The organism is Pseudomonas sp. p1(2021b) (assembly GCF_020151015.1).
In the GTDB taxonomy this organism is placed as follows: Bacteria; Pseudomonadota; Gammaproteobacteria; order Pseudomonadales; family Pseudomonadaceae; genus Aquipseudomonas; species Aquipseudomonas putida_K.
This window is the reverse complement of record NZ_CP083746.1, coordinates 4,242,161-4,257,251: the sequence shown is the minus strand read 5'-3', so window position 1 is coordinate 4,257,251 and position 15,091 is coordinate 4,242,161. Positions and strand designations below refer to the sequence as shown.

Sequence of the window (15,091 nt, the reverse complement as noted above, 5' to 3'; positions counted from 1 at the left end):
GTGTCCTTGTGCCGCGAAAGGACCGCGAAGCGGCCCCAGTCGTTTACAGGCTAAGGCGCATCGACAGATCCACCGCCTTCACATCCTTGGTCATGGCACCAATGGAGATGTAGTCCACCCCCGTCTCGGCAATCACCCGCAGGGTGCTTTCATTCACGCCGCCACTGGCCTCCAGCTTGGCCTTGCCGGCGGTGATGCGCACGGCCTCGCGCATTTCATCGAGCGTCAATTCGTCGAGCATGACGATATCGGCACCGGCCGTTAGCGCCTGGCGCAGCTCGTCCAGGCTTTCCACTTCGATTTCCACCGGTTTGCCCGGCGCGATCTTGTGCGCCGCAGCAACCGCCTCGGCTACCCCGCCACTGGCCGCGATATGGTTTTCCTTGATCAGGAAGGCGTCATACAAGCCGATGCGATGGTTGTCGCAACCGCCACAGGTCACGGCATATTTCTGCGCCAGGCGCAGGCCCGGCAGCGTCTTGCGGGTGTCGAGCAGGCGCACCTGGGTGCCCTGCACCAAGTCGGCGAGAAAACGCGCCCGGGTAGCCACGCCGGACAACATCTGCAGGAAGTTCAGCGCCGTGCGTTCGCCACTGAGCAACGAGCGCGCCGGGCCTTCGAGGTGGAACAGCGCCTGGTTGGCCTTGGCCCGCTCCCCGTCGGCCACCTGCCAGTGTACGGCCACCCGTGGGTCGAGCTGGCGGAACACCGCATCGACCCAGGCGGTACCGGCGATGGTGCAATCTTCGCGGGTGATGATGGTCGCCTTGGCCAGGCGCTCGGCCGGAATCAACTGGGCGGTGATGTCGCCGCTGCCGATGTCTTCCAGCAGCGCACGGCGCACGTTAGCTTCGATTTCGGCGGTCAGGTCGGCGAGGCGTAGGTTCGGCATGGTTGGCTCCACAAGCTAGGTGCCGGCGATTATAGGGCAGGGGGCCGACGTGTACAGCGCCAACCACACCGGTGACCTTTGGTCAGGACGAGTGAGCATTTCGCCGAACCCATGGTCAGTTGGGAGCGTAAGCAGATCGCGCTAGAAGCTGTCAGATTTTTTACCGATAATGCGACCAGTATTTGGCGTCATGGTTTTGACTGTTTCAGGCCATTCGAACAGATCACCCCTATCAAGGAGTCCGGGATGCAGATAGAAGGCAAGGTCGTGCCGCTGGCGGCGGCCATCGATCGAGGGGCGCGTGCTTCCTTGCCTTGCCTGCCGCTCCCGCTCCTGCAGGTGCGCGACCTGGCGGCGCTGCACTTGCGCCAGGGCCTGCAGACGCTGTTCGACAATGCCGACGACACCCTCTTCGAAATGGCCGACAAGGCCAGCGAACGGTTCGAGCAGAACCTGTACTTCGAGGCGATGCGCGACCTGCGGCTCAAGCGCAAGAGCATCGAACGCGGGTTCCTTGACCGGTTTCACGACGCCTTCGCCCGGCTCAACCAGGCCGATGAGCGGCAATCTGGCGTAGCCGACCGCCCACGCAGCACTGCGCAACTGGAGCGCTCCGCGGCCGTCGAGGCGATGGTCGCGCGAGTATTGTCCCGGGAGGGGCAGGCACTCAAGCAACTGACGTTACGCTTCCAGGCCCTGCTCGAAACCCCTCTGGCCCAACGGCTTGCGCTGGGGCCTGAGTCATTGTGCGACCACTTCCTGCAAGCCGGGCGCGACCTGGGGGTAGGGCCGAAGGTCAAGCTGGTCTTGCTGAAACTGTTCGAGCGCTATGTGTTGCGCGAGATCGACCAACTGTACGAACAGGCCAACCAGTTGCTGGCCAACGCTGGCATATTGCCTGAACTCAAGGCTGCGCCGCGCCGCCGCACCGAGGACCAACGGCATCTGGAACGACTGGCCACTGGCCTGGCCAAGGCCGACGAGCCCCAGGCCGACGATGCCAGCCAGGTATTCTTCGACGCGCTGACGCCGTTGCTGGCGCCACTACGAGGCCGCGTTGCACCGCGGGTGCAGCAGGTGCCCGGCGCACAGCCGGTCAGCACCGCCGACCTGTTGCGGCTGCTCTCCCACCTGCAGCACTACGTGCCTGCCACCTGTGAGGCCGATGATTTCGATCTGGGCCAGCAGTTGGAGCAGCTGCTGCTGCGGGTGAGCGTGCGCAGCGGTACGCGCCGTTGCATCGCCACCGCCGACGAGGACACATTCAACCTGGTCGGCCTGCTGTTCGCGTTCACCCGGAAAGATAACAACCTACCTGCGGCCGTGCGCGAGCTGATCGAACGGCTGCACATTCCGTTGCTCAAGGTGGCGTTGCTCGACAAGGCCGTGTTCAGCCGTGCCAGCCACCCGGCCCGGCGCCTGCTCAACGAGATCGCAGCGGCTGCCATTGGCTGGGAAACCGGCAACGAGGGGCTGCGCGACAGCCTGCAACTGCGGGTGGAGCGTATCGTCCAGCGTTTGCTCAACGAGTTCACCGATGATCCACGGCTGTTCAGCGAGCTGCTCGAGGACTTTCTTGCCTTCAGCCAGCAGGAACGCCGCCGCAACGAACTGCTCGAGCAACGCACCCGTGATGCCGAAGAGGGAAGGGCGCGTGCCTTGCAGGCTCGCCTGCAGGTGCAGCGAGAGCTGAACGTGCGCCTGCATGGCCGGGTTCTGCCGCAGGCGGTGGTGCACATGCTGGTCCAAAGCTGGAGCCAGGTCCTGCTGCTGGCCTGGCTCAAGCACGGCGAAGGTTCCGCAGCCTGGGCCGAAGGGCTGGCGACCATGGACGCGCTGCTGGCGAGCATCGCCCCGCACCACGAGCCCCAGGCGCGCGAGCGCTTGCTGCAACAGGTGCCCAGCCTGCTCAAAGCCCTGCGCGAGGGCCTGGCGGGCGTGGTCATGGACGCGGTCGCGACCCGCGAATTCTTCCAGCAGCTGGAGCAATTGCACTTGGCTGCCTGCGTGGGTGCGCCGGGCAGCGCCTGTGCCGTGGAGCACGTGCTGGTGGCCGAGGAAGTCATCCTGGCGGTGGCCGACGAGCCCGCGTGCGGCCCTTTGCTGCAGCCGGACATGCAAGGGCCGGAGCTGGCCCAGGTGCAGCGGCTGAAGGTCGGTGCATGGGTCGAGGTAATGGATGGCGACGAGCTGCTGCGCTGCAAGCTGGTCGCCAGGATCGACAGCCATGACCGCTTCGTCTTCGCCAACCGCACCGGCATGAAGGTGCGCGAGTGGAACCGTGCGGGGCTGGCCCAGGCCCTGCGCCGCGGCGAACTGCGCCTGCTGGACGACGGGCTGTTGTTCGAGCGGGCCCTGGAGGCAGTGCTCGGGCGCTTGCGCCGCCAGGCGGATCGCTGAACAATCATTTACATGCAAGCGCATCGGGTGCGGGGCATACTGGCAACCTCCCCGGCGATTTTCAGGAACTGCTTCATGCAATTGGACCGTGCGACAGGCTGGTTCTCCGGCGTTACCCATTGCCCCTCGCCCAACTTCAATGCGCGCCCTGAAGGCGAAGCCATTTCCCTGCTGGTCATCCACAACATCAGCCTGCCGCCAGCGTGCTTCGGTACCGGCAAGGTGCAGCAGTTCTTCCAGAACCAGCTCGACCCAGGCGAGCACCCTTATTTCCAAGACATCTGCCACCTCACCGTATCGGCGCACCTGTTCATCGAGCGTGACGGTGCGGTGACCCAGTTCGTGTCTTTGCTCGACCGGGCCTGGCATGCGGGTGTCTCGAGCTTCGACGGGCGCGAGGGTTGCAACGATTTTTCCATTGGCATCGAGCTTGAAGGCACCGACGAGCTGCCCTACACCGACGCCCAGTACGCCACCTTGGAGCAGCTGACCCGCGAGATTCGTCGCGCCTGGCCGGTGATCGGCCCGCAGCGCATCTGTGGCCACAGCGACATCGCCCCGGTACGCAAGACCGACCCGGGCCCGGCCTTCGACTGGTGCCGCTATCGCGCGGCGCTGCAGTGCAATGAGGACAATGCATGAGTTTCCTGGTGTTGGTGCTGGTGCTTTGGGTCGAGAAATTCTCTGCCCTGCGCCAGCGGCTGCAACGTGATGGCTTCTTCCTGGGCGAGCTGGTGCGCCTGGAGCGCAGCGGCAAGGTACACCCCTGGTGGACGCTGGCCATTCTGGTGCTGGCGCCGGTGGCGTTGCTGGTTTTGCTGTTGCATGTACTGGAGCCGGTGGCCTACGGGTTGCTGGCATTGCCGGTGCATGTGCTGGTGCTGATCTACAGCCTCGGCCGTGGCGATGCCAAGGCGGCCCTGGGGCCGTTCCGCGATGCCTGGCGCCGAGGAGATGACCAAGCCGCGCTGCATGTGGCCGAGCGTGACCTGGGGTTGGCCGCCGACGATGCGCAAAGCTTGTTGATCCGCGTGCAGGGCCACTTGCTGTGGCAGGCGTACCAGAGCTTTTTCGCGGTGATCTTCTGGTACTTCCTGCTGGGGCCTGGCGCCGCCCTGGCCTATCGCCTGCTGGCCCTGTGCGCGGGCAACAGCCGGCAACCGGCGCTCAAGGAGCGGGCCGAGCAGCTGCGCCATGCCATGGACTGGCTGCCGGTGCGGGTACTGGCGTTGAGCTTTGCCTTGGTCGGCAACTTCGTCGCCGTGGTGCGGGTGATGCTGCACGAGCTGCTCAACTGGCACATCAGCGCCGGGCACCTGGTGGCGCGGGTCGGGCGGGTGGCCGATACGGTGCCCGAGGAAGAAGACAACCAGCGTGGGCTGGGGCGGCTAGACAGCCTCTGGGAGCTGCTGCTGCGTTGTGCGGTGTTGTGGTACGCGTGCTTTGCGCTGTGGACCGTGTTGGTCTGACGGGGCGTGCAGGTGTTGGGGCTGCTTTGCAGCCCTTTCGCGGCACAAGGCCGCTCCTGCACGAACGAGATATCCACAGGCTGGTGACGCCCTGCCAGACAGCCTCGACTCCTGCTTAACCTTAAATTACAAACCTTGGATTCGTTCTGCGCTATACAGGTCGCCTGGCCGTTAATGGCCTTGTGCTACCTCAGAGAATAAAAAGAATCCAAGGAGATGCGCATGCAGCGTTTGCTCTATCCGGCCATCGCCCTGATGGACCGGCTGAGCTTCGGCCTGAAGTTCAGCCTGATCAGCGCCCTGTTCTTCGTGCCGATGCTGGTCACCAGCTTCTACCTGGTACGCGGCGTCCATGACCAGTTCCATGCCACTCGCGTCGAACTTCAGGGGCTGGCTCCTCTGGCGAGCGCCCTGGCCTTGCGCGGGGAGCTGGAAACCCTGGGCAATCTCTTGCAGATCAACGTGATGCTCGGCCAGTCGGGGCAGGCCGGCGATCTGGAGCAACGTATCGGGCACAGTCAGGAGCAGGTCGCAGCGAAGCTGCAGGCACTACTATTCGACGACCCGCAACTGCAGGCCCGGCGCGACGAAGTGAGCGAAGCGTTTGATCGGGCCCGCAACGAGTCTTCCCTGCAAAGCAAGGCGGCCCTGGTGGACAAACTGCTGGTGCAGGCCCAGGTGCTGGCCAAGCAGGTGGCCAGCCATGTGGGCCTGGACCAGGACAGCCAGGCCTCGGTGCGCCATTTAAGCGAGGTGCTGGGTGTCGCCACGGGCCAGGTGACCCAGGCGCTGGGCGAGGGCCGGGCGATGGGCGCCACGGCCCTGGGTCGAGGCTTCATCGACTCCTCTGGCAGTGCCCGTTTCGAAGACTTGCTGCAACGGCTGGAGCGGCTGGCCGCCGACTACGGCATTCGACTGGACGAAACCTTGGCCGCCGACCCGCAGGCCAAGGCCGCCCTGGCCGAGCTGGCCCAGGCCAGCCAGGCGACCATCAAGCAGGCGGCCGGCCTGTTCGAAGAACAGGTGGTGATGGCCGAGACCCTGGATGCGCCCTGGGCCGGGTTCTACCAGCAGGTCAGCGGGCTGATGGCACAGACCTACCGGCTCAACGACGCCATTCTCACTCACTTGCAGGTGCAGTTGCAGGAGCGCCTGGGCGAGCACCGGTTGCGCATGATTGCCCTGGTCGGTGCTCTGGCCGTGGTATTCGCCTTGATCATCTACCTTGCCGGCGGCTTCTACGTTTCCATCCGCCAGACGCTGGGCAACCTCGGCTCGGCCATGGACAAGGTCGCCGCCGGAGACATGACCGTCAGTTTTTGCTCCCGCAGCCAGGACGAGCTGGGCGAACTGGGCCAGGGGTTCAACCAGACCGTGCAACGCATGCGCGAGCTGATCGGCCAGGTCAGCCGCACGGTCGGCCAGGTCGAGGTGCAGGCCGGGCAGGTGCTGGCCGTGTCGGTACACAGCAGCCAAGCCATCGGCGGCCAGCGTGAGCAGATCGAGCAGGTGGCTGCGGCCATGAACCAGATGAGTGCCACGTCCCAGGAAGTCGCGCGCAGCGCAGCCCTGGCCGCTGAAGGTGCGCAACAGGTCAATCGTGAAAGTGCCACGGGCCGTGGCCTGGTGGAGAGCCAGCAGGGCAGCATCGCCCGCCTGGCCAGCGAGATCGACCACACGGTGGCCGCGGTCAACCAGCTGGCCGGCGACAGCCAGGCCATCGGCCGGGTGCTGGAAGTGATTCGCAGCATTGCCGAGCAGACCAACCTGCTGGCCCTGAACGCGGCCATCGAGGCCGCTCGGGCCGGCGAACAGGGCAGGGGGTTCGCCGTGGTCGCCGACGAGGTGCGGACCCTGGCCAGGCGCACCCAGGACTCCACCGAGGAGATCGCCCAGATGATCCAACGCCTGCAGGAAGGCGTGGGGGCGGCGGTCAGGGCGATGGGCAGCAGCCACCAGATGGCCGCCGGCACGGTGGACGAGGCTCGCCAGGTGCAACAGGCGCTGGGCAATATCCTTGGGGCGGTGGGTGGCATCGTCGAGCAGAACCAGCAGATCGCCGCCGCCGTCGAGCAGCAGACGGCGGTGGCCCACGATATCGATCAGAACATCGTGGCGATCAACCGCGCCGCCCAGGATACGACCCAAGGGGCCAACCAGACCGAGGATGCCAGCCGGAATCTGTCAGCCCAGGTACTGGAGCTCAAGCGGCTGATCGGGGCGTTTCGTATCTAAGCAATGGGCCGGTGCTACCAGCCGAACAACTCACAGGCATTGTGGGTACTGGCCTCGGCCAACCGGTCGGCCTCGATGCCCATCACCTCGGCCAGCGCGCCGGCGATCTGCGGCAGGTGCTCCGGGCTGTTGCGCACCCCTGGGAACATCGACGGCGCCATGTCCGGCGCATCGGTCTCCAGCACCACGCTTTCCAGCGGCAGGCGTGGCAGCGTCTTGCGCAGGCGCAGCGCCTGGGGCCAGGTGGCGGCACCGCCCAGGCCCAGCTTGAAACCCAGCCGGATGTACTCGCGGGCCTCTTCGTAGCTGCCGGCGAAGGCATGGATGATGCCGGCGCGGGCGGGTTTGTAGCGCTTGAGGGTGGCGATCACCTGGGCGTGGCTGCGGCGCACATGCAGCAGGGCGGGTAGGGCAAAGTCGCAGGCCAGTTGCAGTTGCGCCTCGAACAGTGCTTGTTGGCGGCCTTTGTCCAGTTCCGGCAGGTAGAAGTCCAGGCCGAACTCGCCCACCGCGCACAGGCGCGGGTCGCCTTGCAGGCGCTCTAACCAGTCGCGCAGCTGGGCCAGGTGCTCGGGGCGGTGCTGGTCAAGGTACACCGGGTGCAGCCCGAGCGCGGCATGCAGGTTGGGCGTGCTGCAGGCCAGGTCCCACACGCGTTGCCAGTTGTCCTGATACACACCCAGCACCACCATGCGTTCCACGCCGAGGGCCGCCGCATTGGCCAGCAGGCGTTGGCGGTCAGCGTCGAAGTCGGGGAAGTCCAGGTGGGTGTGGGTGTCGATCAGGCGCATGGTCAACCTGCGCTGATGCGTTGTTTGAACGTACGCGCCACGGCATGCACGCCGGGCTCGTAGCGTTTGTCTTCGATAGCGGCCAGGGCCAGTTCCAGGGCGGTGACGGCGATCTGTCCGTGCTGCTGGGCCATGGCGTTGACCGGCAGAGGCAGGAAGTCCAGCAACTGGTTGTCACCGAAGGTACCCAGCTGCAACTGGCGCGAATCGGCCGGGCGTGCCTGCAGGGTGTCGAACACGCCTTGCAGCAGTACATAGGAGGTGGTGACCAAGGCATCGGGCAGGCCGCCGAAATCTTCGATCAATTGCTGCATCAGACGCTGGCCGCATTCACGGCTGAAGGCCTCGCCCTGATAGCGGCGTACCTGGCCCGCGAACGGTTGCAGCGCTTCATCGAAACCGCCGGCGCGGGCCTGGCTGACCGACAGCTCCGGGCGCGCACCGATCAGGGCGATGGTGCGCGGGTGCGTGTCCAGCAGGCTCTGGGCCAATTGGCGGCTGGCATCGCGATCGTCGCTGATCACCGAGCAGAAGTACGACGGGTCCATGCGCCGGTCGATGGCGATCACCGGCAGGCCCTTGTCCTGTAGTTCGCGGTAGCTGTCGTCGTCCGGCGGCAGGCAGCTGGCAACGAACAGGGCATCGCAGCGGCGGGCGCGGAACAGTTGCTGCAACTGCCGTTCGCTGTCCGGCTGGTCGTCGCTACTGGCGATCAGCAGCTGGTAGCCACGAGCGCGGGCCCCTTGCTCGAGCTGCTTGGCGATACGGGCATAGCTGGGGTTCTCCAGATCCGGGAGAATGAAGCCCAGGGTCCGGGTGTGCCGGCTGCGCAGGCCAGCAGCCTGCGGGTTGGGCGTGAAGCCGTGGGCCTCGACCACCGCGCGCACGCGCTCGACCGTGCTGTTGCTGATGCGCTGCTGTTCGGCCTTGCCATTGATGACGTAGCTGGCGGTGGTCACGGACACACCGGCCAGACGGGCGATATCGCTGAGTTTCACCGAATTTTCCTTGTTATTACCGGGGCTGCTGCGGAGCTTGACCGGGTAGTGTGACCCAAGGGCCAGGCCGTGCGCAGGCGACCATTGTCGCAATTGTCCGACGGGATGGGGCTTTTTCGTCGCAAGATTATCGAGTAACGTGGCCTCCTGGTCAGATTAAACGATTCAGCAGGCGATTTTCCTGCCGCGGCTTGCCACCCGCGCAAGGTCGTCGAACTGGCCCTTTTCGTGAATTTCACAACAATACCTCAGTACCCGACCCCGGGGCTGCAAAAGGAGAAGGTCATGCTGGAGCTCGCTCAGGAGCAGATCGCCATGGGCCAGGTGGCCGCCGACAAGGCCCAGGCGTTGCGCCTGCTGGCCGATCGGCTGGTCGCTGACGGCCTGGTCGCCGAAGGTTACCTGCAAGGGCTCGAGGCCCGCGAGATGCAAGGCTCGACCTTCCTCGGCCAGGGTATTGCCATCCCTCATGGCACCCCGCAGACCCGCGATCAGGTGTTCGCCACCGGTGTGCGACTGCTGCAGTTTCCCGAGGGGGTCGACTGGGGCGATGGCCAGGTCGTCTACCTGGCCATCGGCATCGCGGCCCGCTCGGATGAGCACCTGCGCCTGTTGCAGTTGCTGACCCGCGCCCTGGGCGAGACCGACCTGGCCGAGGCCTTGCGCCGGGCCAGCTCCGCCGAGGCCCTGCTCAAGCTACTGCAGGGCGCCCCCCAAGAGCTGGCGCTCGATGCGCAGCTGGTGGGCCTGAACCTGGCGGCCGAGGATTTCGACGAGCTGGCCTGGCGTGGTGCGCGCCTGCTGCAGCGCGCCGGGTGCGTCGAGGCAGGCTTTGCCAGTGTGCTGCAGCAGGCCGAGCCGTTGCCCTTGGGCGAAGGCCTGTGGTGGCTGCACAGCGAGCGCCAGGTGCGCCAGCCAGGCTTGGCCTTCGTTACGCCACAGCAGCCGCTGCGCTATCGAGACCAGCCGCTCAACGGCCTGTTCTGCCTGGCCAGTCTGGGTGTTGCCCACCAGGCCTTGCTCGAGCGCCTGTGCGAGGTGTTGATCGAAGGCCGTGGGCAGATGCTCTACCAAGCCACCAACAGCCGCGACGTGCTCGAGGTACTGGGCGGCGAGGCGCCGAGCGACTGGCCCAGTGCGCGCATCGTCCTGGCCAACCCCCACGGCTTGCATGCCCGGCCGGCGAAAGTGCTGGCGCAACTGGCCAAGGGCTTCGAGGGCGAGATCCGCGTGCGTCTGCTCGACAGCGGCCAGCCGGCGGTGTCGGCCAAGAGCCTGAGCAAGCTGCTGGGCCTCGGTGCCCAGCGTGGCCAGGCGTTGGAACTGATCGCCGAACCGAACATTGCCAGCAATGCGTTGCCGGTGCTGCTGGCCGCCATCGAGCAGGGCCTGGGCGAAGACGTGGAACCCCTGCCCGAGCAGGCCGTGCTTGTTGCACCGGTTGTCGTCGAAGCGCTGCAAGCCCCTGCTGCCGGCAGCCTGGTCCAGGGCATCGGTGCCGCGCCGGGCATCGCCAGTGGCCCGGCCCATGTCCATGTCGAGCGCGAAATCGACTACCCCCTGCGTGGCGAGTCGCCTGCTCAGGAGCGCCAGAAGCTAAGCCAGGCCCTGGAGGTGGTGAATGCCGAACTGCAGGCCTTGGTGCAACGCAGCGACAAGGCCATCGGCGAAATCTTCGTCACCCACCAGGAAATGCTCGCCGACCCCGGCCTGGGCGATGAGGTCGAACAGCGCCTGGCCCAGGGCGAAAGCGCCGCGGCCGCCTGGATGACCGTCATCGACAGCGCCGCGCGCCAGCAGGAGGCGCTGCATGACGCCCTGCTCGCCGAGCGTGCCGCCGACCTGCGTGACATAGGCCGGCGCGTGCTGGCGCAACTGTGCGGTGTCCAGGCCGTGCCCGAGCCCCAGCAGCCTTATGTGCTGGTGATGACCGAGGTCGGCCCGTCCGACGTGGCCCGCCTGGACCCGGCACGGGTGGCCGGTATCGTCACCGCACAAGGCGGTGCCACCGCCCACAGCGCCATCGTCGCCCGTGCCCTGGGCATCCCGGCGGTGGTCGGCGCAGGGGCGGCGATCTTGCTGCTGGAGCCCGGCACGCCGTTGCTGCTAGACGGTCAGCGTGGCCGGGTCAGCGTGGCGCCGCCTGCCGAGGAGCTGCAACGTGCCCTCGCCGAACGCGACCTGCGCGAGCAGCGCCTGCAGGCGGCCTGGGCCAAGCGCCACGAACCCGCGGTGAGCCGCGACGGCCGCGCCATGGAGGTGTGCGCCAACATCGGTGAGAGCACCGGCATCGACAAGGTGGTGGAGCAGGGCGCCGAAGGCGTGGGCCTGCTGCGTACCGAACTGATCTTCATGGCCCACCCCCAGGCACCGGATGTGGCCACCCAGGAAGCCGAGTACCGCCGCGTGCTCGACGGCCTGGCCGGGCGCCCGCTGGTGGTGCGTACCCTCGACGTGGGCGGCGACAAACCGTTGCCCTACTGGCCGATCGCCGCCGAGGAAAACCCCTTCCTCGGTGTGCGTGGCGTGCGCTTGACGCTGCAGCGCCCACAGGTGATGGAAGACCAGCTGCGCGCCTTGTTGCGCGCCGCTGACGATCGCCCGTTGCGTATCATGTTCCCGATGGTCGGCCAGGTGCACGAGTGGCGCGAGGCCAAGGCCATGGTCGATCGCCTGCGCGAGGAAATCCCGGTCGCCGACCTGCAGGTCGGCATCATGGTCGAGGTGCCTTCGGCGGCCCTGCTGGCACCACAGCTGGCCCGCGAGGTGGACTTCTTCAGCATCGGCACCAACGACCTGACCCAGTACACCCTGGCCATCGACCGTGGCCACCCCAGCCTCTCGGCCCAGGCCGACGGCCTGCACCCGGCCGTGCTGCAGCTGATCGACATGACCGTGCGCGCCGCTCATGCCCAGGGCAAGTGGGTCGGCGTGTGCGGCGAGTTGGCGGCCGACCCGCAGGCGGTCGCGGTGCTGCTCGGCCTGGACGTGGACGAGCTCAGCGTCGCCGCCCGCAGCATCGCCGAAGTCAAGGCACTGGTTCGCCAGGCCGATCACCAGACGGCCCGCGCCCTGGCGCGCGAGGCCCTGCAACAAGACAGCGCCGCCGCGGTACGGGCGCTGGTGGAGCGTTACTGAAATGGCCAAGATCCTCACCCTCACCCTCAACCCGGCGCTGGACATCACCGTCAGCCTGCAAACCCTGCACCCGGGCCTGGTCAACCGTAGCCAGGCCCAGCACAGCCACGCCGCCGGCAAAGGCCTGAACGTGGCGCAGGTGCTGGCCGACCTGGGCCATCGCGTGACCGTGGGTGGCTTTCTCGGCTGCGACAACCTGGCGCCGTTCGAAGCGCTCATCGCCTGGCGCGGCTTTGCCGACTGCTTTGTCCGGGTGCCTGGCGAAACCCGCAACAACATCAAGCTGGTCGAGGCCGATGGCCGCGTCACCGATATCAACGGCCAGGGGCCGGAAGTCGACGAGGCCGCCCAGTCCGCCCTGATGCGGCGCCTTGAACAGGTGGTGGCGGGGCACGATGCGGTGGTGGTGGCCGGCAGCTTGCCAAGGGGTGTCGATGCCCAGTGGTTCCAGGCGCTGTTGCTGATGCTCAAGGGCAAAGGCCTGAAAGTGGCCCTGGATACCAGCGGCGAAGCGTTGCGTGCAGGTCTCAAGGCTGAGCCTTGGCTGGTCAAGCCCAACACCGAGGAACTGGGTGAGGCGCTGGGTATCGCCATGCACAGTCCGGCCGAGCAGCGTGTGGCCGCCCAGCGCCTGTTGGCGTCGGGCATCGAGCACGTGGTGGTGTCCCAGGGCGAGCAGGGCGTCAGCTGGTTCGCCCAAGGCCTGGCCTTGCATGGGCAACCGCCCAAGGTGCGGGTGGCCAGCACGGTCGGCGCCGGCGATTCGCTGGTCGCCGGCATGGTCCATGGCCTGCTGCAAGGCGAGCCGGCCGGGCAGACGCTGCGCCGCGCCACGGCCATCGCCGCCCAGGCGGTGAGCCAGGTCGGCTTCGGTATCCGTGACCGGGAACAGCTGGCGCGCCTGGAAAGCGCCGTGCAACTGACAGAACAACAAGAGGGTTGCCGATGAACATCGCCATCATCACTGCCTGCCCCAACGGCCAGGTATCCAGTGTGCTGAGCGCGCGCCTGCTGTCGGCGGCCGCCCAGCAGCGGGGCTGGAGCACCAGCGTCGAGGTGCAGGACGCCGAGCACCCCGAACGCTGCCTGAGCCCGGCGCAGATCGCCGAGGCCGACTGGGTGCTGGTGGTCAGCACCGGTGCCGTGGACCTTGCACGCTTCGTCGGCAAGCGCGTCTACCAGAGCACGCCGGCCCAGGCCCTGGCCGACCGTGGCAGTTTCCTCGACGAAGCCGCAGCCAAAGCCCAGGTGCTGCAGCCGCTGGACGACGCCGAGCAGGCGCCGCCGCCTGCTGCCGTGCCCAAGCTCGTCGCAGTCACCGCCTGCCCCACGGGCGTGGCCCATACGTTCATGGCAGCCGAGGCGTTGCAGCAGGCCGCCAAGGAGCTGGGTTACCAGCTCACCGTGGAAACCCAGGGCTCGGTGGGCGCGCGTAATCCATTGCCTGCCGAAGCCATCGCCGAGGCCGATGTGGTGCTATTGGCCGCCGACATCGAGGTGCCGACTGCGCGCTTCGCCGGCAAGCGCATCTACCGCTGCGGCACCGGCATCGCCCTCAAGCAGGCCCGCGCCACCCTCGACAAGGCCTTGGCCCAGGGCAAGGTGGAGGCGGCGGGTGAGGCGACCGGCGAGGCCGTGAAAAAGGGCGAGAAGACCGGCGTCTACAAGCATTTGCTCACGGGCGTCTCGTTCATGTTGCCGATGGTGGTGGCTGGCGGCTTGCTGATCGCTCTGTCGTTCGTCTTCGGCATCGAAGCCTACAAGGAGCCCGGCACCTTGCCGGCGGCGTTGATGCAAATCGGTGGCGAGGCGGCCTTCAAGCTGATGGTGCCGTTGCTCGCCGGCTATATCGCCTGGTCCATCGCCGACCGGCCCGGGCTCGCCCCCGGCATGATCGGCGGGCTGTTGGCCAGCACCCTTGGGGCCGGCTTCATCGGCGGCATCGTCGCAGGGTTCCTGGCGGGCTACAGCGCCAAGGCCATCAGCCGCTGGGCGCGCCTGCCGAGCAGCCTCGATGCGCTCAAACCGATCCTGATCATTCCGCTGCTGGCCAGCCTGTTCACGGGCCTGGTGATGATCTATGTGGTCGGTCAGCCCGTGGCGGCCATGCTCGAGGGCCTGACGCACTTTCTCGACAGCATGGGCACGACCAACGCGGTCCTGCTCGGGCTGCTGCTGGGCGGGATGATGTGCGTCGACCTGGGCGGGCCGATCAACAAGGCGGCGTATGCGTTCTCGGTGGGGCTGCTGGCGTCGTCGAGCTACGCGCCGATGGCTGCGACCATGGCCGCCGGTATGGTGCCACCGATCGGCCTGGGCATCGCCAGCTTCCTGGCCCGGCGCAAGTTCGCCCAGAGCGAGCGCGAGGCAGGCAAGGCGGCGTTGGCGCTGGGGCTGTGCTTCATTTCCGAGGGCGCGATTCCGTTCGCGGCCAAGGACCCGCTGCGGGTGATCCCGGCGAGCATCGCCGGTGGCGCATTGACCGGTGCCTTGTCGATGTACTTCGGCTGCAAGCTGATGGCGCCCCATGGCGGCTTGTTCGTGTTGCTGATTCCCAATGCGATCAACCACGCGTTGCTGTACTTGGTGGCGATCCTGGCCGGAAGTTTGCTGACGGCGGTGGTGTACGCAGTGATCAAGAAGGGCGAGCGGGTGGAGCTGGCGGTGGCGCCGGTAAAAGGCTGAAGCCTGGATTATGTGAGGCCTGGCTTGGGATGTACGAAGGGGCACAAATCCAGCGCCGCGCGGGCGGCGCTGGATCCAACAGGCGCTGAATCTCTACCGGCGTATCGTTCGCCGCAACGGGACCAGCAGTTCCCCCAGCCCGTTGTGATCGATCTCGTGCATCAGGGCCAGCAATCCACCCAGCTCCCCGGCCGGGAACCCCTTGCGCGCGAACCACGCCAGGTAGTCGCCCGGCAGGTCGGCGATCAGGCGCCCCTGGTACTTGCCGAAGGGCATGGTGCGGGTAACCAGCAGTTGCAGGGATTCGGGTTTCATCGGACAGCCTGGCAGTGCAAAGCGCCGACCATACTGCAAAGTGCACGAACGCCCAAGCGGCAATCATGCAGAACGCCTCGTCACAGGTTGCGCTTGTTGGGCGTAATCTATTGTTTTAAAACGAAATTATCTTATCTCCTGGCTTGGCACGATGCCTGCTCTTCTACA

Annotated in this window: 11 protein-coding genes and 1 pseudogene; 8 read left to right on the top strand and 4 right to left on the bottom strand. The window is 66.6% G+C overall.

What is annotated here, in order from left to right:
• Positions 1-43: 43 nt before the first annotated feature.
• Complete coding sequence (nadC, locus tag K8374_RS19835) at positions 44-892, bottom strand: carboxylating nicotinate-nucleotide diphosphorylase (RefSeq protein ID WP_224456884.1); 849 nt, start codon at positions 890-892, stop codon at positions 44-46.
• Positions 893-1,138: 246 nt separating this feature from the next.
• On the opposite strand from nadC, the gene K8374_RS19830 reads away from it, so the two are divergent.
• From K8374_RS19830 to K8374_RS26555, 5 genes and pseudogenes are all read left to right on the top strand, one after another.
• Entirely contained in the window at positions 1,139-3,292 is a 2,154-nt protein-coding gene (locus K8374_RS19830) for a DUF1631 domain-containing protein (RefSeq protein WP_224456883.1), read from the top strand.
• Positions 3,293-3,367: 75 nt separating this feature from the next.
• Positions 3,368-3,934, top strand: coding sequence for a 1,6-anhydro-N-acetylmuramyl-L-alanine amidase AmpD (ampD, locus tag K8374_RS19825; RefSeq protein ID WP_084858539.1), 567 nt, complete (start codon positions 3,368-3,370; stop codon positions 3,932-3,934).
• Positions 3,931-4,761, top strand: coding sequence for a regulatory signaling modulator protein AmpE (ampE, locus tag K8374_RS19820; RefSeq protein ID WP_224456882.1), 831 nt, complete (start codon positions 3,931-3,933; stop codon positions 4,759-4,761). The genes ampD and ampE overlap by 4 nt, the downstream gene beginning before the upstream one ends.
• Positions 4,762-4,977: 216 nt before the next feature.
• Positions 4,978-6,093 (top strand): annotated as a pseudogene (locus K8374_RS26560) (methyl-accepting chemotaxis protein); the annotation flags it as partial.
• Positions 6,067-6,996 carry a methyl-accepting chemotaxis protein gene (locus K8374_RS26555; RefSeq protein WP_411969658.1) on the top strand — a complete coding sequence of 310 codons (930 nt, stop codon included), beginning with the start codon at positions 6,067-6,069 and terminating at the stop codon, positions 6,994-6,996. The pseudogene K8374_RS26560 and the gene K8374_RS26555, both read left to right, overlap by 27 nt.
• 14 nt (positions 6,997-7,010) lie before the next feature.
• On the opposite strand, the gene K8374_RS19810 is transcribed toward K8374_RS26555, so the two are convergent.
• Positions 7,011-7,787: a TatD family hydrolase gene (locus K8374_RS19810; RefSeq protein WP_224456880.1), complete on the bottom strand. Its 777-nt coding sequence runs from the start codon at positions 7,785-7,787 to the stop codon at positions 7,011-7,013.
• Positions 7,788-7,789: 2 nt separating this feature from the next.
• Positions 7,790-8,785, bottom strand: a complete 996-nt coding sequence (gene cra, locus K8374_RS19805; protein WP_224456879.1) for a catabolite repressor/activator — start codon at positions 8,783-8,785, stop codon at positions 7,790-7,792.
• Between the two features lie 285 nt (positions 8,786-9,070).
• Here cra and ptsP point away from each other — a divergent pair, with 285 nt between their 5' ends.
• From ptsP to K8374_RS19790, 3 genes are read left to right on the top strand one after another with little or no spacing between them, the layout of a single operon-like run.
• Complete coding sequence (ptsP, locus tag K8374_RS19800) at positions 9,071-11,923, top strand: phosphoenolpyruvate--protein phosphotransferase (protein WP_224456878.1); 2,853 nt, start codon at positions 9,071-9,073, stop codon at positions 11,921-11,923.
• A gap of 1 nt (position 11,924) precedes the next feature.
• On the top strand, positions 11,925-12,872 hold the full coding sequence (pfkB, locus tag K8374_RS19795) for a 1-phosphofructokinase (RefSeq protein ID WP_224456877.1): 948 nt from the start codon (positions 11,925-11,927) through the stop codon (positions 12,870-12,872).
• A complete protein-coding gene (locus tag K8374_RS19790; RefSeq protein ID WP_224456876.1) occupies positions 12,869-14,608 on the top strand; it encodes a PTS fructose-like transporter subunit IIB in 1,740 nt (579 codons plus the stop codon). Before pfkB ends, K8374_RS19790 begins: the two co-directional genes overlap by 4 nt.
• A 93-nt stretch (positions 14,609-14,701) precedes the next feature.
• Here the strand turns inward: K8374_RS19790 and K8374_RS19785 are convergent, their stop codons facing one another.
• Entirely contained in the window at positions 14,702-14,923 is a 222-nt protein-coding gene (locus K8374_RS19785; RefSeq protein WP_224456875.1) for a DUF3820 family protein, read from the bottom strand.
• Positions 14,924-15,091: the final 168 nt, after the last annotated feature.